The sequence below is a fragment of the Sphingobacterium griseoflavum genome, assembly GCF_014653155.1.
GTDB classification, from domain to species: domain Bacteria; phylum Bacteroidota; class Bacteroidia; order Sphingobacteriales; family Sphingobacteriaceae; genus Sphingobacterium; species Sphingobacterium griseoflavum.
On record NZ_BNAF01000001.1, the window covers coordinates 233,040 to 253,618 of the forward strand.

Annotated in this window: 12 protein-coding genes; 9 read left to right on the forward strand and 3 right to left on the reverse strand. The window is 45.4% G+C overall.

Going from position 1 to position 20,579, the window contains the following annotated elements; genetic code table 11:
- Positions 1-24: 24 nt before the first annotated feature.
- Positions 25-1,389, forward strand: a complete 1,365-nt coding sequence (locus tag IE165_RS01005) for an NfeD family protein (RefSeq protein WP_189624730.1) — start codon at positions 25-27, stop codon at positions 1,387-1,389.
- Positions 1,390-1,585: 196 nt separating this feature from the next.
- On the opposite strand, the gene IE165_RS01010 is transcribed toward IE165_RS01005, so the two are convergent.
- Together IE165_RS01010 and IE165_RS01015 are read right to left on the reverse strand one after the other, a co-directional pair.
- Positions 1,586-3,139, reverse strand: coding sequence for an OmpP1/FadL family transporter (locus IE165_RS01010; RefSeq protein ID WP_189624731.1), 1,554 nt, complete (start codon positions 3,137-3,139; stop codon positions 1,586-1,588).
- A 67-nt stretch (positions 3,140-3,206) separates the two neighbouring features.
- Positions 3,207-4,376 carry a hypothetical protein gene (locus IE165_RS01015; protein WP_189624732.1) on the reverse strand — a complete coding sequence of 390 codons (1,170 nt, stop codon included), beginning with the start codon at positions 4,374-4,376 and terminating at the stop codon, positions 3,207-3,209.
- Positions 4,377-4,557: 181 nt separating this feature from the next.
- On the opposite strand from IE165_RS01015, the gene proS reads away from it, so the two are divergent.
- The 6 genes from proS (at position 4,558) to IE165_RS01045 (ending at position 13,759) form a co-directional block, all read left to right on the forward strand.
- On the forward strand, positions 4,558-6,030 hold the full coding sequence (gene proS, locus IE165_RS01020; RefSeq protein ID WP_189624733.1) for a proline--tRNA ligase: 1,473 nt from the start codon (positions 4,558-4,560) through the stop codon (positions 6,028-6,030).
- 50 nt (positions 6,031-6,080) lie between these two features.
- Positions 6,081-6,860 carry an NAD-dependent epimerase/dehydratase family protein gene (locus tag IE165_RS01025; RefSeq protein WP_189624734.1) on the forward strand — a complete coding sequence of 260 codons (780 nt, stop codon included), beginning with the start codon at positions 6,081-6,083 and terminating at the stop codon, positions 6,858-6,860.
- Between the two features lie 207 nt (positions 6,861-7,067).
- Positions 7,068-8,207, forward strand: coding sequence for a cystathionine gamma-synthase (locus IE165_RS01030; protein ID WP_189624735.1), 1,140 nt, complete (start codon positions 7,068-7,070; stop codon positions 8,205-8,207).
- Positions 8,208-8,409: 202 nt separating this feature from the next.
- Positions 8,410-8,904 carry a hypothetical protein gene (locus IE165_RS01035; RefSeq protein ID WP_189624736.1) on the forward strand — a complete coding sequence of 165 codons (495 nt, stop codon included), beginning with the start codon at positions 8,410-8,412 and terminating at the stop codon, positions 8,902-8,904.
- A 232-nt stretch (positions 8,905-9,136) separates the two neighbouring features.
- Entirely contained in the window at positions 9,137-12,199 is a 3,063-nt protein-coding gene (locus IE165_RS01040) for a beta-L-arabinofuranosidase domain-containing protein (protein ID WP_189624737.1), read from the forward strand.
- A gap of 459 nt (positions 12,200-12,658) precedes the next feature.
- Entirely contained in the window at positions 12,659-13,759 is a 1,101-nt protein-coding gene (locus IE165_RS01045) for a glycoside hydrolase family 88/105 protein (protein ID WP_189624738.1), read from the forward strand.
- A gap of 202 nt (positions 13,760-13,961) precedes the next feature.
- Here the strand turns inward: IE165_RS01045 and IE165_RS01050 are convergent, their stop codons facing one another.
- Complete coding sequence (locus tag IE165_RS01050; protein WP_189624739.1) at positions 13,962-15,272, reverse strand: helix-turn-helix domain-containing protein; 1,311 nt, start codon at positions 15,270-15,272, stop codon at positions 13,962-13,964.
- Between the two features lie 559 nt (positions 15,273-15,831).
- On the opposite strand from IE165_RS01050, the gene IE165_RS01055 reads away from it, so the two are divergent.
- Positions 15,832-18,816 (forward strand): SusC/RagA family TonB-linked outer membrane protein, encoded by a 2,985-nt coding sequence (locus IE165_RS01055; RefSeq protein WP_189624740.1) that lies wholly within the window; start codon positions 15,832-15,834, stop codon positions 18,814-18,816.
- A 45-nt stretch (positions 18,817-18,861) separates the two neighbouring features.
- Positions 18,862-20,436, forward strand: a complete 1,575-nt coding sequence (locus IE165_RS01060; RefSeq protein ID WP_189624741.1) for a RagB/SusD family nutrient uptake outer membrane protein — start codon at positions 18,862-18,864, stop codon at positions 20,434-20,436.
- Positions 20,437-20,579 lie beyond the last annotated feature (143 nt).

Consider the following 20,579-nt stretch of genomic DNA (forward strand, 5'->3'; position numbering starts at 1 on the left):
GATGACGGTTATTAAAATCAATATATGAACAAAATTACAAAATCCTTTTTGGCTTTCCTCTTTCCAATTTTGGTGTTACTGGATTCTTCCGTTGCGCAAACGGTATATAAAGTGGATATCAAGGATGAGATCGGTCCAAATGCGTGGCGTACCATCGATGTCGCCTATAAAGAAGCCCTCGCAGTTGGGGCATCCACTTTTCTTATCGAGCTCAATACCTTTGGGGGGGCGGTAAATTTTGCAGACTCTATCCGTTCCAAATTGTTGAGCGCTGAAATGAAAAGTATTGTGTATATAAATAATAATGCCGCATCTGCAGGCGCATTGATTTCATTGGCTGCCGATGAAATCTACATGCATCGTGGCGGTAGCCTAGGCGCCGCTAGCGTGGTGAATCAAGATGGTGAAATCATGCCCGAGAAATATCAATCCTACATGCGTGGATTGATGCGCGCTACTGCGGAGGCAAAGGGACGTAACCCAAAGATCGCGGAAGCATTCGTGGATCCTGAAGTGTCCTTAACCGAATTAAAGCCAGATGGTAAGTTGCTCACATTGACCGCTTCCGAGGCGGTGAAAGCGGGTTTGGTAAAGGCGGAAGTCAAAAATATAAATGAACTATATGAACAGGCACATATTAAGCCTGCAGAAGTGGTTCAGCATGAGGTTACATTCGTTGATGCAATGGTAGGTTTTTTGATCAATCCGATGGTTAGTGGATTACTTATTTTAGGCATTATCGGCGGGATTTACTTTGAGTTGCAAACGCCGGGAATCGGCTTTGCTTTAGTCGTAGCGCTCGTTTCCGCATCGCTCTTCTTTGCACCACTTTATATTCAAGGACTAGCCGACAACTGGGAAATCGCTATTTTTATAATAGGTGTTATTCTATTGGCGCTGGAAGTTTTTGTCATTCCCGGATTTGGTGTCGCTGGGATTCTAGGAATAATATGTGTACTTTGTGGCTTGGCCTTTTCGATGGTCGACAACAATTTCCTTGATTTTAAACTTACAAAGCCGGGGCTATTGATGAATTCATTTTTAATTGTAACGGGAGCGATGGTGTTGACCATTGTTCTGATGGTCATTTTCGGTAGGAATATTTTGCGCTCCTCTGCATTTCGCGTGTTGGTTTTGTCTGATGAGCAGCAAGCCGGCCGTGGCTATGTATCATCTCCGCAGAAAACAAATCTTATTCATAAAAATGCTATCGCACGCACAGTTTTACGCCCTGGAGGTAAGATCGAAATCGATGGAGTGTGGTACGATGCGGTAGCACTCGATGGTTTTATCGACGCAGGCGAAGAAGTGTATGTGGAAAAACATGAAAACTACAACCTATTTGTTCGGAAAAGGAATTTAAAACCGGAAGATGGGTTGCAATCCTAGTTTCCCTTTTCTTTTGCGCATGCAATCTGCCCTAGAGAAGTTAAGGGCTCTCGTGCCCTGTCTTTCTAGAAAACTGGTTGCGCACGAACTTTCCGTAAAATGTTAAAAAAAACAGCTATCTAAGTAGATAGCTGTTTTATGAGGTGCAAATATTTGTATCCTATAGCTCTCGCGAGGAAGGCTGTTCCTGCCGTCGCTAAAACTTGGCGCCGAATGTCAATACGCCTGTTGTGCGCTGGTGTTTGATATCGGCGGTGGGATTTGGCGTATTCCAAAACCCTTCGTCAATGGTATAAGGTCTTACTTTATAATCGTTCACGAAATGTACAATCGCAAGATCCATGTAAAGAGTATTTGAAAGTTTTGCTCCTATACCTAAGCTGCCACTATACTGCGTATTATCTGCACCTTGGTAAGGATTCCCAAAATAATTAAAACCCGCGCGTCCACTGATTGCATTGGTAAATAAATACTCGCCACCCAAGCGGAAGTTTACGACAGATTGATACGATTGCTTAACCGCATCATCCCAAGCATTTTCCTGATTGGTGTTGCGGCCTTGGACTGTTCTGCGCTTCGTCGTACTGTAGTCGATATATTCCGCATCAGCGGTTATGAGCCCGCGGCTGAAGAACTTGGAAACGCCCAGTGCAAACCTCCAAGGCGTAATTTGCCGATAGGTGTAAGTAGGGTTCGTATATTCCACGTCGCGTGAATCAAAAGAGCTCGTTGCAGCTTCGTTGTCGAAGTAATCCACACCTATGTAGTTGTCATTGTAGTCGTCAATCGTATACCATGTCGGCGAAGTAATGGTGGCTCCGAGGTTCCAGTCTACAGATGGCTTATAAATGGCGCCAATTTTAAAATCGAAACCTGCTCCCTCCGTCACTTGGTAGTAGTCGTCTAGCAATTCATAGTTGGCGTTCAAATATTGATTGTTCCCACTGGAAGGATCTAGGAAGTCAGAGTCTGGATTGTCCGGAGATATTACCGCGGCGGTTTTCGTCCAACCATATTCTGAAAATTGCGAGGAACTTTCATAGCGGAATCGTGCTACGCCGATAGTACCACCTATATAAAATTTGTTATTGTAGTTGCCACCGAAAGCAATTGCACTGCGCGAGCTAAAGCCACTGGTTAGCACGTCATTTATCTGTGTTTTATCGCCTGTTTCATTTGTTATCGGGAAGTAGCCGGCGGTATTGTCAGAAAAACGTTCTATCAATTTCAGATCACGCAAGTCGTTTGCAAACCCGGTACTTCCGTTTGCCGCAATATCATCCGTGTAGGCACTAACAATCGTGTTGTTCGGGTTAACACCTTCAAATCGGACATTATTATTGAATTGGTTGGTGTTTTCGTAACTGAATCCCACATTGAAATTTTGCCATCCATGGTAACCTTCGTTCTTTGGGAAGTGAAATACTGCACCCGCATGGTCTATATTGAAACGACCTTTGTTGCGGGTTGCGTTTGTTCCGAAATAGCTGCCTTGGTTACGAGCATTGTTATATCCTGCAGTGATCGATATATCAGACTGTCCAAAAAAACCCAAGCCTGCCGGGTTTCCGGTAATAGAGCTCAAATCACCACCTAGCGCAGTTTTAGCATTTCCTAGTCCTTTGAAACGAGCTGTTCCACCGTTATGCTCTTGCGAAAAAATAAGCGCGTCATCCACCGTTTGGGCTTGTATATCCATGCCGAGGCATGATACAAATAAAGAAGTAAAAAGTATATTTTTTAATTTCATATGTTATGAGTGATATAAAGAAAATAGCCAATATAAACGATTTTCATATTGGCTATTCGTAATGCTATTATCTTGTTCTTCCGCCACCAGAACGAGCACCGCCGCCACCGCCACCGGAGCTTCTGGAAGCACCGCCTCCGCTGGACATCGAGCTACCTGAACTGCGTGATGAGCCTCTAGACATCGAACTTCCTGAAGAACTTCTCGAAGGTGTGTATGTGGATCCCGACGAACTACGTGACCGCGAGCTGTTGCCCGAAGTGGTTGGGCGGGTCGTCGATCTAGAGGTGCCCATTGATGTTCCCCGAGAACGTGGCGAAGTTCCCACTGATGATCTCGTTGTAGAGCGAGACGTTCCTGTGCGGCCCACTGCAGACTCACCACGATTGGTTCGTGCTGTACCTACCCGGCTACCGTTTACTGTGCTTCCACCGCGTACAACCGTACCATCCCTGCTTGTGCGCACGCCAGACCTACTGCTAACGCGTGTTCCCGCTCCATCGCGTGCGCTGCCTGTCGCCCTTACCGCTGATCGCCCAGTTAGAATGCGTCCGCTGTTATCACGAACGATCCCCGATGAACCACGAACGCCGGAGCGTGTACCCACACGGCTATTATAACCTGATCTTGAAGCTGTGCGCACGCTAGATCCCATAGGCCTTACACGATAGCGATTGCCGCCGTATATGTTGTTGCCATAGTAGAAATTATTGAACCCATAGAACGGATGGCCCCAGGCGTTATAGCCCCAGCCGCCACCCCAGCCCCAAGGTGAGCCCCAGCCCATACCGTAATAAGGTGAGCCCCAGCCCCAGCCGCCACCCCAACCGAATCCCATCGACCAGCCACCGCCCCAACCCCAGTTGGAGAAGCCTAAGCCCATTCCGCCATATCCGAACCACGGATCAAACCAAGGGTCATAGTAGCCCATGCCTGGACCAGCATAGTAAAACCGATTGATACGATTGGCGTATTCTAAGCCTTCGTCATATTCATACCCCTCAATGTATTCCTCATCTGAGTAATCGTCGGTGTAATGTTCATTCTGTGCATAATCATCTTGAACCTGTTGTCCATCGGTATAATAATAATCCGGACTTTGGTAATCGCGCTGCGATCTAGTTTGATTGTTGTACACGTCGTCTTTGTAAGCAACTTGCCTACTGGTCGAGCACGAGCCGAGCGCCACAACAGAGGCTAGTGCCAAACTTCCGATTAATAATTTATTTTTTTTCATGATATCCGCTACTGTTAAAACTTTCGATAAATACAGTCTTTATTACTATCTTAGACGCGTATTTTTGGGTAGGGTTTAATCCCGTTTTCAAAAATATAAATAAAACTTTAGCGCTCGCAGAGGTTTTGGTGTCAAAACGAAAAAAATAGACAAATTGTTATAGAAATATTTAAATACATAGATGGGAAAAGGAATAACAAGCCGGAGTGAAGACTATTCGCAGTGGTACAATGATTTAGTGATCAAGGCCGATTTGGCCGAAAACTCGGCAGTACGCGGATGCATGGTTATCAAGCCCTATGGCTACGGTATATGGGAACGCATGCAGGCGATCTTGGATAAGCGTTTCAAAGAAACTGGACATACAAACGCCTATTTCCCATTGTTTATTCCAAAGTCATTTTTTTCCAAAGAAGCAGCTCATGTGGAGGGATTCGCTACCGAATGTGCCGTCGTGACGCACTATCGTTTGAAAAATGACGGTGAGGGAAATATTGTTGTAGACGAGGAAGCCAAACTTGAAGAAGAGCTTATCGTTCGCCCAACCTCTGAAACGATCATTTGGAATACCTACAAAGGATGGGTAGAGTCTTACCGAGATCTACCAATACTTGTTAATCAGTGGGCAAATGTGGTTCGTTGGGAGATGCGCACGCGTTTGTTCTTGCGAACGGCGGAGTTTCTGTGGCAGGAAGGCCACACCGCACATGCGACGCGTGATGAGGCGGTGGAAGAAGCGGAGCGCATGTTGGAGGTCTATGCAGAGTTTGCCGAAAAGATTCTTGCGGTGCCCGTCATCCGGGGTCGGAAGACGGAGAATGAGCGGTTTGCAGGGGCATTGGATACCTATTGCATCGAGGCATTGATGCAGGATGGAAAAGCGCTACAAGCCGGTACTTCCCATTTTCTTGGACAGAATTTTGCAAAAGCTTTTGACGTTAAATTTACCTCGAAGGAAGGAAAACAGGAACACGTATGGGCGACATCGTGGGGTGTTTCTACCCGATTGATGGGCGCACTTATCATGGCACATTCCGACGACCAAGGTCTTGTGCTGCCACCGAAATTAGCTCCGATTCAGGTCGTGATTGTTCCTATCTATAAGACAGATGAGGAAAAGTCACGGATCGATAATTTTGTCGATGCCTTGATTGCAGAGTTTAAGCAAATGGATATTTCTTTTAAATATGATGATCGGGACACGCAACGTCCGGGATTTAAGTTCGCCGAATGGGAACTTAAGGGGGTACCTCTGCGGATAGCTGTGGGAGCCCGTGATTTGCAGAATGGAACAGTAGAGTTGGCTCGTCGCGATACCCAAAGCAAAGAGACCGTAGCGCAGGAGGGGTTAGCTGTAACTATCCAAAACACGTTAGCTCTTATCCAAGAAAACATCTATCAAAAAGCGCTGCAATTTCGTGATGCGCATATCACCGCGGTTGATTCTTATGAAGCCTTTAAAGAGGTGCTGGAAAATAAGGGAGGGTTTATCGCTTGCCATTGGGACGGCACCGCTGAAACGGAGAAACGCGTGAAGGAGGAAACCAAAGCAACGATCCGCTGTATTCCATTGGATGCAAAACAGGAAAAAGGTGTTTGTATTTTTACCGGTAAACCTTCTTCGCAAAAAGTGCTCTTTGCGAAAGCTTACTAATATGGGAAAGACTTTTTTCAAGAAACTACTATAACTAAATAGATCTAAGCTTGAGGATTTTAATTTTGGGTTGTGGATGGATTGGAGAAGCCTTTGCAGCCAAGCTATTGCGAGAAGGGCATGAAATCTATGCGACCACAACCGATTCCGAAAAATACCAGCGGTTGCAAGCCGCTGGTATTTTTGCAATAAAGGCCAATTTCGAAGAAGAAATCCATTTGAAAAACTTTCCCCCAGAAGTAGATTTTGTGTTGAATAGCATTCCGGCGGTAAAGCGGCTGGATTGGGCACGATTGGACGCTCGTTTTACTGCCGTTAAACAGTTGTTGATCCAACTAAGATATCGCAAACATATTTATCTCAGTTCTATTGGCGTTTATCCCGATCAGGACGGCATATATTCGGAGGAAAGTAGCATAGCATCTGAAGGGAATAAGTTGCTTTTCGCAGAGGAGCTTATGCTGGAGCTGCACGATACCGTGGTATATCGCTTAGGTGGACTATTTGGAGAACAGCGAATTTTTGCAAAATATTTCCAAAGCAAGGTCTGTACAACAGGGGCACAAATTGCAAATTTTATCCACCAGACAGATGTTGTCAATTTGTTGGACGCTGGTTTTAAACAGCGTTTGTCAGCTCTTCGCTATAATTTGGTCGCACCCGATCACCCCACAAAAAAAGATGTGATCCGAGCATCTGCCGCAAAATACGATTTCGAATTGCCCTCGGCATTTCTTGATGAAAATAGCTTTCAAAAGCTTGTTATAGGAGACAAAATCTCGAACGAATTAGCCTATACCTTCGCATATCCATCACCCTTAGATTTTTGAGAGGAAGGTGTGCAGTCTCAAAGCCGCTTGGTTTGTAAAAGAGACTTTCTTTGGCTAAATTTGGATGTGGAGGAGCGAGCCTGACTACGAAGTTTATTTGGCTTAGCCACTCCTATTCATAAAGTAAAAACATATACACATCAATAGGGCAATATACAAGGTCGGACTTCCGATTGCCCCTTTGGGTGGTAACTTTTAATTTTCAGTATGAAATTTGCAACGAAAGCGATACACGCAGGGCAAGAAGCCGATCCTACAACCGGCGCTGTTATGACCCCAATTTACCAAACGTCCACCTACAAGCAGGCGTCTCCTGGCGAGCATAAAGGTTTTGAATATTCACGTGGTACAAATCCAACGCGCAAAGCATTGGAAGATTGCTTGGCTGCACTGGAGAATGGCAAGTTCGGTATGGCATTTTCAAGTGGAATGGCCGCTACAGATACCGTATTAAGGTTGCTGAAGCCAGGAGATGAAGTAGTGACGGGCGATGATCTTTATGGCGGTTCGTATCGGATTTTTACAAAGGTTTATGCGGAATACGGGATTAAGTTTGTATTTGTAAATACTTCCGATGCTAGTGAGGTTGAAAAAGCATTGACGGAAAAAACGAAACTGATATGGATAGAGACACCTACCAATCCGACACTTAAAATCGCTGATATAGCATCTATCGGTAGGGTGGCGAAGAAATATGATGTGTTGTTCGTGGTCGATAATACGTTTGCCTCACCTTATTTGCAAAACCCTTTGGATTTGGGAGCTGATATCGTGATGCATTCGGCAACAAAATATCTAAATGGGCACTCCGATGTGGTTATGGGCGCTTTGGTGATGCGTAGTGAAGCACTTTATCAAAAATTGTGGTTTTACTACAATGCTGTAGGGGGTACGCCGGGGCCTCAGGACGCCTTTTTAGCACTTCGCGGTCTTAAGACTTTGCATGTACGTATGAAGGCACATTGTGAAAATGCACGTTTGGTAGCAGCATTCTTGAAAGATCATCCCAAGGTAGAAAAGATCTATTGGCCAGGCCTTGTCGACCATCCCGGACACGATCTGGCGAAAAAGCAAATGCGCGATTTTGGGGGGATGATATCCATCGTACTCCGCGATGCTGATCTGCAAGAAACATTCCGTGTAGCCTCGCGTTTTCAAGTGTTTACCTTAGCCGAGTCTCTAGGGGGAGTGGAGTCTTTAGTCAACCATCCAGCCAGTATGACGCATGGATCAATACCCAAAGATGCACGGGAGAAAGTCGGAGTTGTGGACAACCTACTGCGTTTGTCCGTCGGTATTGAAGACCCAGAAGATCTTATTGCTGATCTAGGGAGGGTGCTCCGCTAAAAATTAGGGTTTTTATATTCGAACTTATCTATAAATGAATACTTATTTTATATATTCGAATGTTGATCAACTTCCGCTATTGGATTTATCCTTGAAGGATGGGCAAGTCGGTATTTGCTGTCTAGCTGTGTCTTGAAGTAGGGGAGGAGTTGTCGTATTGCGGGCCTGTAATTTTATATGCTGCCAAACTAAAACAAAATCGATGGGAAAAACAGGGCTGAAACAGTATCATGAAGAGTTCGATGCGTTGCCATTGGAATGGAAGATTTCGCATATTTTGTCAAAATTGAGATTTCCTTTTCTACGGCATAACTACTTATTTTGTTATCGTGCCAATCAAAAAGGACGGGTAGAAGTGGAGATAGAAAAGGCGGTGGTTGCCAGTGGGAAGTCCTACTTATTTGTTTCAGAGAAACTTACGGCGAAGACACTTTTTGAGTTGCTACAGCGCAATAATGATAAAATTCTTTTTCTGAAACATCCGGATTTATGGTGGATGGCTGGCGTGGCAGACGTCCTTTGTGGCGCGCTCAATAGCAGGCCGGACGGCAAGCCATGGGAGGTGGCGTATCCCGGCGAACAATCCTTCGTATTTAACGGCGTGTTGATCCTTCTCAGCAGTGAACAAAAGAAGGTACTGAAAAATACGCAAAGGCTGAAATACATGCTGCGTGATGTCAGTATCTTGGAGCTGTAAGATTGTTCCTACCCGGTAACCTGGTATGTAGCTTCAAGACCGTATAATCTTGCGCGTGAAGGTGTTCGATTATTGGTATTCCCGCATATGTCTATCGTCCTGCGCGGATCACCGCGTCAAGAAAGTTCCGGCTATTATTCGTGTTAATATCCTGTGATGGTTAGCTAAAATAAATGTAGCGGGCGAAGGATTATCTCGCTAGTTTTATTCTTTATTAACGAGTAATCTATTTATGAAGACATTTAAGGATATAGCATACCATGTTGTCACAGTGATTCTTTTAGCAACTAGCGTTCCGTTCGCATATGCGCAGAGCGGAGACCAAATATTAGACGGTATTGGCGAAACGGGAATGATCGCGCGATATGTGTTCGATGGAGACCTTAAAGACTGGTCGCGTAATAATTTACACGGTAAATTTGTCGGTGGAAAGCCCGATTTTATACAAGACGATCAATTCGGTAAAGTACTGTCGCTTGACGCTGCCAATTCGCATTATATCATACTTCCAGCAGAAGCAATGAGCGATTTGGAATCATTGAGTATAACGGGATGGGTTCATATGCGTTCCGCAAAAAAAGGACAATATCTTTTTGATTTTGGTCAATCTGCATCAACGCACTTTTTTGTATCGCCTGTTGGCGCAGATACACAATCGGGATGCCAAGTTGGTCTTTCTGTAAATGAGCGACAGCGCAATAACATCGTTTCGCCCATCTTTGATATGAATAAATGGGTACACCTAGCAGTCGTTATCGATCTTCCTTCAAAATCTATGCAAACGTATGTGAACGGGAAGTCTGTGGGAGAAGTCAAAAATATCTCGCTCGAACTTTCAGACATATTCGGACAAGCTGGTGTAAACCGGCAGCTATTCATTGGCAAGGCTATAGGTGAGGGCGCTGCGACATTGGACGCTTTGCTGCATGATTTCCGTATTTATCGCGTACCGCTAACGCGCACGCAGATTGCTGGCATTTATTATAATTCCCTTAAAGATTTGCATGAAGAGACCGGGCATACGGGAAAGGCCGAGGATGATTTGCCGCAATTTGCCATGACGAAGGCACAGTTGTATAATGCGTATCTACAGCACGTATCTGATGTGTCCGTTCAAACGACCGTGGGCGAACTTCCCCGGCTGCCGAGCTACGTGCAGGGCATCTATCGCGATGGTTTAGTCGGGCCGAAGGTACGGGTCATATGGCCTGCGCCGACCGACAACAGCGAGGTGTCGACCGCCGGTCGCTACACCGTTGTAGGACGTGTTCCCGGTACAGACTTAAAACCGAAAGCTATCATTACAGTCAGGGGTAGCAGCAAATCGGCAACGCCGATGTCCAAGCTGGTGAGCTTTCATCTTGATCAAGTATCATTGAACAATGATAAAAAAAATCAGGATACTAAATTTATGGAGAACCGTGATAAGTTTGTACGAACCTTGGCCGATACCGATCCGAATTCGTTTCTCTATATGTTTCGCCATGCGTTTGGACAAACGCAGCCGAAAGGAGCTGAGCCTTTGGGGGTTTGGGATAGCCAAGATACAAAACTTCGCGGACACGCCACGGGTCATTACCTCACCGCCATTGCACAGGCATATGCCGGAACAGGATATGATAAGGCTTTACAGAACAATTTCGCAGAGAAAATGACCTATATGGTCAATACATTATTTGAGTTGGCGCAAATGTCTGGTAGACCGCAACATCCCGGGGGGGCTTATGTCGCTGATCCTACCGCCGTGCCCATTGGACCGGGGAAGACAGCATATGACTCGGATTTAAGCCAAGATGGGATCCGCAACGATTATTGGAACTGGGGAGAAGGATTTATCAGCGCGTACCCGCCAGATCAATTTATCATGTTAGAGCAAGGCGCGAAGTATGGCGGACAAACCAATCAAGTTTGGGCGCCTTATTATACCCTACATAAAATCTTGGCCGGATTGATCGATATTTATGAAGTGAGCGGAAACCAAAAAGCATTGGACTTGGCGAAAGGAATGAGTAACTGGGTTTATGCGCGTTTGAGCAAAGTGCCCACGGATACCTTGATCCAAATGTGGAATACCTATATTGCTGGAGAATTTGGTGGCATGAACGAATCGCTGGCTCGTCTTTATGCGATTACGAACGACCAACACTATCTGGAGACCGCGAGATTGTTTGATAACATCAAGATGTTTTATGGCGACGCAGAACACTCGCATGGACTAGCCAAAAATGTGGATACCTTCCGCGGATTGCATGCAAACCAGCATATCCCTCAAATCGTAGGCAGCATGGAGATGTACCGGGTGTCCAATAAGCCGGAGTACTATAAAATAGCGGATAACTTTTGGTACAAAACGGTTAACGATTATATGTATAGTATCGGCGGTGTTGCTGGCGCTCGCAATCCAGCCAATGCAGAATGTTTCATCAGCCAGCCTGCAACCCTATACGAACATGGCTTTTCGGCAGGTGGCCAAAATGAAACCTGCGCGACCTACAACATGTTGAAACTGACCAGTAATCTTTTTCTGTTCAATCAACGAGCAGAACTGATGGATTATTATGAGCGTAGTTTGTATAACCATATTTTGGCTTCTGTCGCAGAGGATAGCCCAGCGAATACTTACCACGTGTCCCTTCGTCCCGGTTCGATGAAACAGTTTAGCAATGCGCATATGACGGGATTTACCTGCTGCAATGGCACCGCCATAGAGAGCAGTACCAAGTTGCAAAACGCTATCTACTTTAAAAGCAGGGACAACCACGCTTTGTTTGTGAATCTTTTTATCCCATCTACATTGGATTGGGCCGAGCGCGGTATGAAGATAGAACAAACCACGGATTTTCCTAAGGCAGACGAAACGCGTCTTACGATCAAAGGCGGGGGCAGATTTGATCTTCACGTACGGGTACCAGCTTGGGCGACCAAAGGTTTCTTTGTATCCATTAATGGTAAAGTCGAAAAGTCTTCCGCGGTTCCCGGCACTTATTTAAAAATAAGCCGTAAATGGAAAGATGGAGATGTAATCGATTTAAAGATGCCCTTCCAGTTTCATTTGGATCCCGTCATGGACCAACCGAATATTGCGAGCTTATTTTATGGTCCGATATTACTTGCTGCACAAGAGCCGGGACCACGTAAAGATTGGCGAAAGATAACCTTCGATGCAGAAGATATTGGTAAAGATATAAAGGGCGATCCTACGAAACTAGAGTTTAACGTCGACGATGTTGTATTTAAACCTTTCTACGATACGTACGGACGCCACTCGGTGTATCTGGACGTAACATTGAAGTAGATTGCCCTCATTCCGCGAGCTATAAATTCTTGCTCGTGCTAAGTTACAACACGTGAAAGGCCCGCTTTTTCGGCGGGCTTTTCACGTGCTGCTTATTTTATGTTTTTTTACAGCTTTTCTGCAACACCAGCAGTCCGGAACCTGTTGTGCCGTCAAGGAAGTGCCGCTCGCTGTGACGCAATAGCAAATTCAATAAGATTTGTTCCCGTGTATCATTGTGACATGATATAGAAAAATGGACTATACCGTACATCCCTTTTACTGACCCGTGTAAAAAGGCTTTCCCCAGCCATCAAAAGGTGATTTGATACAATAGCACAATTTATTGAGACGGTATCGTTCAGCTATTTCGAAGACATTTCAGAAATTGCAGGAGCAATTCGATAACCAAATAAACATTTAATACGCGACGTCTATTGAGGACGTTTATTCGATAATCCTATAACCAACAAGTTCATTATGATGAAAAATTCCCTAATTCTATTGCTATTTTTACTGTTCACGCAACTGCTAAATGCGCAGTCTCCTTTACTCAAAAACTGGCCTGATGGTCAACATCCAAAGGATGTCGGCAAAGCGCTGGCCTACCATTTTGTGGATGGTCGACATGAGCTATATGCAGGCCGATGGATACATTATGCTGAGGTATGTACTTGGAACGGCGCGCTCGAATTTGCGCGCAAAACAAATGATGAGCAGCTTGTTAAACTATTGATAGCCAAATTTGAGCCATTCTTTTCACTAGAGAAAGCGCTCCTGCCGCCCAAGAATCATGTCGACTACAACATGTTCGGAAGCCTAGCGTTGAAACTGTATAGCGTAACGAAAGATAAGCGATACTTAGACATGGGCCTATCTTATGCCGATACGCAATGGGAGTTGCCTGCGCAGCATAAGGCGGAGGAAAAAGCTTGGGCCGATAAGGGATATTCTTGGCAAACTCGTCTTTGGATCGACGATATGTACATGATTACGGTCGTGCAAACTGAAGCATTTAAAGTTACGGGAGATCAAAAATATATTGATCGCGCCGCTAAAGAAATGGTTCTTTATTTGGATGAGCTGCAGAAGCCCAATGGTCTGTTTTACCATGCGCCAGATGTTCCCTTTTATTGGGCACGCGGAGATGGTTGGATGGCCGTGGGTATGGCGGATTTATTAACGCACCTGCCGCAAACGCATCCCGACCGGCCACGCATCCTGAAGGGCTACCGTACCATGATGAAAAATCTTAAAGCTCACCAAGCTTCCTCCGGTATGTGGAATCAATTGATCGACGACCCAAACTGCTGGGCCGAAACATCGGGATCTGCCATGTTCACCTACGGATTTATTGTAGGCGTACAGCAGGGGTGGCTTGATGCACAAGAATATGGCGGAGCAGCCCGGAAAGCTTGGTCGGCGCTTGTGCCCTTCATTGATGAACGAAATAACGTAACAGAGGTATGTATCGGTACGGGGAAGAAAAATGACAAGCAATATTATTACGATCGTCCCCGCAATGCAGGCGACCTGCATGGGCAAGCTCCCTACCTTTGGTGTGCAGTTGCCTTGCTATAGCCCTAACATAAGCTGATCATCCAATAGCTGCCATGTTTTACACCAATACATGCGTAAAGCACGACATAAAAAATCCTGAAGCGGGGAGCTTCAGGATTTTTACTAACTAACCAATTATTAACCTAAATTATGAATACTAATCGTGTCGCAAAATCTGTGCCATTTTCTTGGCAAATTCACATGAAGGAAGTATACCATCATCTTATGCGACATCGTGGCGTTTTGCAGATATTGATCCGTAAATACTGGGCGGTGCTCCAAAATGCTTGTGAAAATCTCGTGAAAAATTCGACTGTCCACTATAGCCGACCATATGGGCTACTTGCGTGATATTGTATTGCTGTTGCGCTAGCAGCTCGGCCGCCTTATTCAGTTTAATGATGTGGATCAATTCATTGGGTGTTATAGCGGAACACTTCTTTAGTTTGCGATATAGTGTGGGACGGCTCATGTTCATGCGTTTGGCAAGTTCATCCACCGTAAGGTCGACTTCTGGTATATGACGGTATATAACAAGCTCCAGACGCTTCATAAAATCGTGCTTTCCCATTTGCTTAGGCGAGGTCGCCAACTTTGCTTGTAGTCTATTGGAAATATAGTTTTGTAGCAAACGCCTGTTCTCGAGAATATTCTCAACCTGCGCGATCAGCATGATCGAAGAAGCAGTGTTTTCCATGTAAGCGTCCGCTCCGCTGTGCAGGCTCTGTATTTTATTCGCCATTTCGTGCTGCCCCCCTAAAAGTATTACCGGAATATGCGTAAAAAATGCGTTTGCCTTGATGTGTTTGCAAAGCGCTATGCCATCCATGACAGGCATTGCCATGGCAGAAATAAGGAGTGCTATGTCATGTTTTGCCAATAAAGCCAGCGCCTCATTACCATGTTGGGCATACAACAGGCTATAGCTCGTTTTTAAAGCTCCACGTAAGTGGTTTAGCATCTCGGTTTCATGGCCTACGAGCAGCAGTATGGGCTTATCATTTGTTTCCGTAGTACCTACCGGTTTCACGCGGGAGGTATCGGAATGGTCTACGGCGTCGTAGGAAACGCTTGCTACAGGCACAAGCGGAATAGCGACGTTTATACAAAGGTGTTGGTTATCCGTAGTTCCGTTTACTTGATATCCCTTAAAGCGTCGGGGCAAAGGACTGTCGTAGACTGCTGGATGCGTCCTGCTTTCTCCATCCCTATCTAGGTTATCAACAATATTGGCGAGAAATGTAGGCCATGTCGTGTCGGTATCTGCATGCAATGTGATATGAAAGTTGCAATCATCACTGCGGAATGGCTGTAGTTCGACGCTTACCTGCGTTAGGGCGTGCCGTAATGCTTCCCGTATAAGCCTGGCGAAAAGTTGCTGAAATGTTTCGCTATCTGCCCAGGTTGTAAGACTGATTTTTGGTAAGGTAAGTCGGTAGTCGATTTGTCTGGATTGCGCAAGGCTACCCAATTCGTAAAATGTTTCGGACAACAATATGTTGATATCCGTCTTCACGTGAAATGAATTCATCATATTTTGTTTACAGTGTTTAGTTTATCGTTAGCTGATTTATCGTCGTACAGCTATCATACATTTTGTTTGTAGAAGCTGCAGTTTATGATCGGTATGGCAATATTTTGACTATCAATTTTGTGTGCTGCTTATCGCACATTTCAAAACTTGTTGTATCGTGTACAATAACGTAGCGATTACTGTGCCAAACGTAACTAGATGCACAACACGTAAAACCCTACCGAATTTGTTTTCCAATCGCAGGTTTTCTGAAAGGTATAGGAATAGATGGCTAAACTTTGTTGCTGCATTAAAAATACCTGATGTATCATTTTTGATACGCTGTGATATAAAATTGATACGCTGTGATTGATTTTGATGACAAGATCTTCGCAACTTTAGATACCTCATAGCAACCAGGTATAAACAATGTATTATCAACTAACAAAAGCGCTAAAACGTGTATGGCCGGTTTTTATCATCGACGCGGCAAACAAGCCTTCTTCAGGGATTGGCCTTCATGGGCATCAGCGCTGTATGAGGCATGATCGACTTAAGCAAATCATCAATTTTACACTATATGAAACATAAATTACTTGTACAAAGCGTCATGACGCTAGCCCTGCTGCTGGTATCTTCGTTTATCTTTGCACAACAAAGAACGATAACGGGAACCGTGTTGGACGAGACAGGGAGCCCACTCGCGGGGGCTACCGTAAAAGTTAAGGGAACGACCATTGCGACAACCACCGATGAAAATGGGGTATATAGTCTTGAGGTTCCTGCTACTGCGCAAAACCTAGAAGCAACCTTTATTGGCTATTCTCTAAAGGAGACGGCTATTACGGGTACGCGCGTCGATATCCAATTACAGCCCAACGCCGAGCAAGACTTGGATGAAGTCGTTGTTGTAGGATATGGGACAGCGCGAAAAAAAGATTTGACGGGTGCCATGGTTACCATTGCAGAAAAAAATTTTAACAAAGGAATTATGACCAGTCCCGATCAGCTAATACAGGGAAAGACACCAGGGGTTATGGTAATCAACAATACGGGACAGCCTGGTGGGTCAGTTACGGTAAGTATCCGCGGAAATTCTTCAATTCGGTCGAGCAACAACCCTTTATTTGTGTTGGATGGCGTGCCCATGTCGGGCAACTCTCCACTGCCTGAGGGACGTGGCGGGTTTGCTTCGGATCGTGGTAATCCACTAACCTACTTGAATCCGCTTGACATAACCAGCATGGACATCCTCAAAGATGCTTCCGCAACGGCAATATACGGTTCGCGCGGTGCCAATGGGGTTGTACTCATCACGACAAAAAAAGGTACGATTGGGGAGCCAAAGATATCGATCGGCGCCTCAGCAGGTATATCGGGTATGCGAGAATATCCAAAAGTTCTTAGTGCCGACCGCTTCAGAGAAGCACTAAACTACTATACGCCGACAGAAGTAGAAAATGCCGACTTCGGCGGCAATGAAGATGCGTTTCGGGCCATCACCCGTCAAGCGGTAACGCAAAATTACTATAGCGATGTTACTGGAGGGACCGAAAACGCAAAATATCGGTTATCAGGAGGTTATCTTAATCAAAATGGAATAATTTTAGATTCATATTTGAAGAAGTATACCGGTAATCTGACAGGTAATTTCCGGTTTTTAGAAAATAAAAGATTGGGATTGGATCTGTCTTTATTCCTAACGCAGCTGGACACGCGCTACGCCCCAATCAGTGCAATGGTAGGCTCTGAAGGGAATGTGATTTCGCAAGCGCTGCAATGGAATCCGACTTTAGCAATTCGTGATGCCCAGGGAAATTCGACCTTTGTAAGTTCCACAGTCAGAAATCCGCTGACTTCCATTGACGCTTTTAAAGATTTGGCAACGACCAACACCATGGTCGTAAACGTTTCGCCCTACTACAAAATTACTGACGATCTGGAGTATCGCATGATTTACAGTGCGATGCGGCAAACGGGTAGCCGACAAGGAATGTATCGAGCAGGACTCATCGATCCTGCTTTGGTACGGGACGAGCAGGCTTTTATTTCCAATAATGGAGAGACAAATATTCAGATGACGCATACCTTGTCCTACAACAAAAAAATAAATGAAGAATGGAGTGTCAATGCACTTTTGGGATATGAGTACTTAAGTTATGATTTCAGGACCAACGAATCCTTCGGTAGCGGATTTGATTTTCTAGGCCTTGATTATTACGACTACTTGGACTACTCGCCCGCTGCTCGTCGGGAAATTGGCTCGTACCGGAGCCCAACAAATGAGCTGCAGTCATTTTTTGCACGCGCCGGTATTAATTATTTAGACCGTTATCTGCTTACAGCTACAATCCGTCGCGATGGTTCGACAAAATTTGGAGCAAATAATAAATATGCTTTGTTTCCATCACTGGCCGTTGCTTGGAACGTCGCCGAAGAAGAATTCTTGAAATCAAGTGATATTTTTAGTCAACTAAAACTTCGTTTGGGTTGGGGAAGTACTGGTAATCAAGAATTTCCATCTGGAGCTTCGTTGCCGAGATTTGTTTTTAGTAACCAAGGCGCTAATCAAACAAATTTTGGAAATCGGGATCTACGCTGGGAAACATCGACAACGATCAATGCCGGTATTGATTTCGCCATCTTAAACAACCGTCTTTATGGATCGGTGGATTTCTTCAGTAAAAAAACAACCGACGCCCTTTTTGAGCAGACACTTGCGCAGGATGCACCCAACGGCAGAATTTGGGTGAACCTAGCTGGCGAAATTGTAAACAAGGGGGTGGAAATAGCGTTAACAGGAACACTTGTTCGTCATGAAAATTGGAACTGGGATCTAACTGGAAATGTGACGTTTTTGAAAAACAGAGTAAGTGGTTTACTAGGTGATTACGAAACGGGGGCATTACGTGGACAAGGTTTCTCAGGCGTACTTGGGCAACGCATGACAAACGGACAGCCCTTGAACGTATGGTATTTAGCCCAGTATGAAGGTATCGATCCGCAAACGGGAATGAGCATGTACCGCGGTTTGGACGGCAGTATCAGTACTGCAAACGATCCGGCACAGAATAAGTTTTACGCCAATAGCCCTAATCCAACGACCTTATTGGGTATTTCTACCAACGTGAACTATAAAAAATTCGCTTTGGCCGCCAACATGAATGGAGCAATGGGCCATTATCTATTTAATAATACAGCAGCTACGGTTTTAGGTGTCAGTAATTTGTCGACACGAAATATCGGCTCCAACTTTTTCGATACCTCGGTAAAAGAATCGACTTCAAACTCATCGGCTCCATCGACCCGATACCTAGAAAAGGGCGATTACCTGAAAATGGCTAACCTGACGTTAAGTTACAACATGGGGGATATTGGCAAGACGTTTAAAAATTTCAACGTCTCGCTCACCGGGCAAAACCTCTTTATCATCACCAAGTATACTGGTTTTGATCCCGAGGTGAATACCGATGGGGCGACAAATGGTATCCCGTCCTTAGGGATCGAATATTTGCCTTATCCGCCATCCCGAAATTTTCTGCTGGGGGTAAATTTTTCGTTGTAAACGGACAGATGTACATGAACTAAATGAAAAAAAAACGATAAACAGATGAAATTACGATCATTTATATATACAACTATTGCAGGGGCACTCGTCGTTAACGCCACATCCTGCACAAAACTCACGGAGAATTTTAGGAGTGAGCTGGAGGAAGCAGCAGAAGGTAATGTTGGCGCCGCCTCAGTATTGATTAATGCCTATACGTCGCTCAATGTTCCCTATCAGCAAGAACAGCGTTGGGTGATGCAGGAAGTCTCTACCGATGCAGCCATGGCGCCTACGCGTGGCGGCGATTGGGACGATAACGGCATGCACCGCGCTATACATCTCCACACGTGGAATGCCGACAATGGTTACATGAACAATACGTTTGTGAGTTTGGGTACCGCTACCTACAACGCGGGTAACGTTTTACGCTTTAATCCCAGTCCGCAACAAGCGGCCGAGGCACGATTTATCCGTGCCATGGTAATGTTTGATATGTTGGATTTGTATGGAAAGGTGCCATTCCGTCAAGGCGAGTCATTGGAAGACTTTAAGATTCCTCCCACCACATTGCAACCACAAGAGGCCATCGATTTCTTGATCGCCGAGTTGAATGAAATCATGGATGCGCTACCTGAAAATGGTCCTACGGCAGCCTATGTAGCCAATAAGAATGCAGCACGCACATTGCTGATGAAGATTTATCTGAACAAGGGCGCGTTTTTAAATCGGCAGTCGCCGAGTTTTGCTGCCGAAGATATGAATCAAGTGGTTACGTTAGCAAACCAGATCAGTGCCTCAGGAAGGTACACGATCTCTGCTGCGGGCAAATATTTTGATAATTTCGCGCCTGATAACAATACGAAATCGACGGAGAATATATTTACGTTATTCAATCAAAACGGTGAGCGTGGCGGCGCGGTAGATCGTACATGGAACACCATTGCACATTACAACATGACGCCAGGCGGATGGAACGGTTGGTGTACCTTGTCGGATTATTATGATAAGTTTAGTGCCAACGATGAGCGCCGCGGTATATATTATGAATATGATGCCGACACCACCGGCAATAGATTACGAAATTTCCATCGGCAAAATGTTGGCTTTTTTGTTGGCCAGCAATATAATTGGAGCACGAACAGGCCTTTAATGGCCAGAAACCCATCGAATGCACCGCTCTCTTTCACACGTGAAGTGACCATACGCACTTCGGGGGCTACGTTGGAAGTGGCCGGAATACGGCCGATGAAATATGCGTTTGACTATGCCGTAACGGGACAGCGCAATAACGATTGGGTGGTATTCCGCTACGCTGATGTGCTGCTCATGCAGGCAGAGGCCATGCTGCGGGGAGGGACGGGTACATCCGCGGACGCGCTGGCATTGGTAAATAGCATTCGTACCAACCGCGGTGTTTCCGACTTAACGGCACTGACACTCGATGAGCTCTTGGACGAGCGGGCTAGGGAGCTTTATTGGGAAGGCTGGCGGCGGCAGGATTTGATCCGTTTCGGTAAATTCTTGGACGCTTGGCAGGAGAAGGCTGCTGATCCGGATCCGAAAACATTGGTTTACCCCATCCCAAGCCAGCAGATCGCCGTTAACCCGAACCTCACACAAAATCCAGGTTATTGATGGCAACTTGCCAAACGGTAAGAAACTCTCCAGCACATGACACGCTGGAGAGTTTTTTTACATACAGTCTTCAAGCTTTGAACAGAACTTTGCCCGGTTTGGTCTAATGCTCGGTTTTGCGCTTCGACAGATGTTTTGTAAGT